The organism is Vibrio olivae (assembly GCF_042428525.1).
In the GTDB taxonomy this organism is placed as follows: domain Bacteria; phylum Pseudomonadota; class Gammaproteobacteria; order Enterobacterales; family Vibrionaceae; genus Vibrio; species Vibrio olivae.
In genome coordinates this window covers 1-983 of sequence record NZ_JBHMEP010000154.1, presented here as the reverse complement: position 1 = coordinate 983, position 983 = coordinate 1, and the positions used below count along the sequence as shown (strand labels likewise).

Annotated in this window: 4 tRNA genes and 2 rRNA genes; all 6 read left to right on the top strand. The window is 45.2% G+C overall.

What is annotated here, in order from left to right:
• Window positions 1–90 (top strand): 16S ribosomal RNA (locus ACFFUV_RS24040); the annotation flags it as partial.
• Between the two features lie 90 nt (window positions 91–180).
• Window positions 181–256, top strand: a tRNA-Glu gene (locus ACFFUV_RS24035).
• 1 nt (window position 257) lies between these two features.
• A tRNA-Lys gene (locus tag ACFFUV_RS24030) sits at window positions 258–333 on the top strand.
• Between the two features lie 32 nt (window positions 334–365).
• Window positions 366–441, top strand: a tRNA-Ala gene (locus ACFFUV_RS24025).
• 13 nt (window positions 442–454) lie between these two features.
• Window positions 455–530: transfer RNA gene (locus ACFFUV_RS24020), tRNA-Val, on the top strand.
• 368 nt (window positions 531–898) lie between these two features.
• Window positions 899–983 (top strand): 23S ribosomal RNA (locus ACFFUV_RS24015); the annotation flags it as partial.

Genomic DNA, 983 nt, shown 5'->3' with positions numbered 1-983 from the left:
GGGGGAACGCTTACCACTTTGTGGTTCATGACTGGGGTGAAGTCGTAACAAGGTAGCGCTAGGGGAACCTGGCGCTGGATCACCTCCTTAATACGAAAGATTATTGCGATGAGTGTTCACACAGATTGATGGTTTATACGGTTTTAGAGTATTAAGCGTTCCCAAACGCTTACGATTAGTGTCCCGTTCGTCTAGAGGCCTAGGACACCGCCCTTTCACGGCGGTAACAGGGGTTCGACTCCCCTACGGGATACCATGGGTCGTTAGCTCAGTTGGTAGAGCAGTTGACTTTTAATCAATTGGTCGCAGGTTCGAATCCTGCACGACCCACCATTCCTTCCATTAGGAATTAAAACTCAAGATATGGGGCTATAGCTCAGCTGGGAGAGCGCCTGCCTTGCACGCAGGAGGTCTGCGGTTCGATCCCGCATAGCTCCACCATTTCTTGAATAATGGGCGATTAGCTCAGTTGGGAGAGCACCTGCCTTACAAGCAGGGGGTCACTGGTTCGAGCCCGGTATCGCCCACCATCTTTAAACGCACTTTCTTTGAAATAGAAAGTAGAGTGTTTTTAAACATGGTTTCGTTTTAAGAAACTTTGCTCTTTAACAATTTGGAAAGCTGACGAATAACAACAATCCCCTTATCTTTTGATAAGCGTTGTTATTCAAATAAAAGTTCTCAAATCCTATATCTCTTAGAGATGTAGGTACCAAAATACACATTCAAGTGTTCTTGGGAATAACGTCTTAGGATGTTGTTCATATTTGAGTCCGGCAAAATCGAAATGTCTCTCGCTCATTCAAATAATGAGAGACACAAACCTTGGTTGCTTATTTGTCTTCACTTTAAAAAGTGAAATCAAATGGGCCATACGCAAGACCCTTTGGGGTTGTATGGTTAAGTGACTAAGCGTACACGGTGGATGCCTTGGCAGTCAGAGGCGATGAAGGACGTACTAACTTGCGATAAGCGTAGATGAG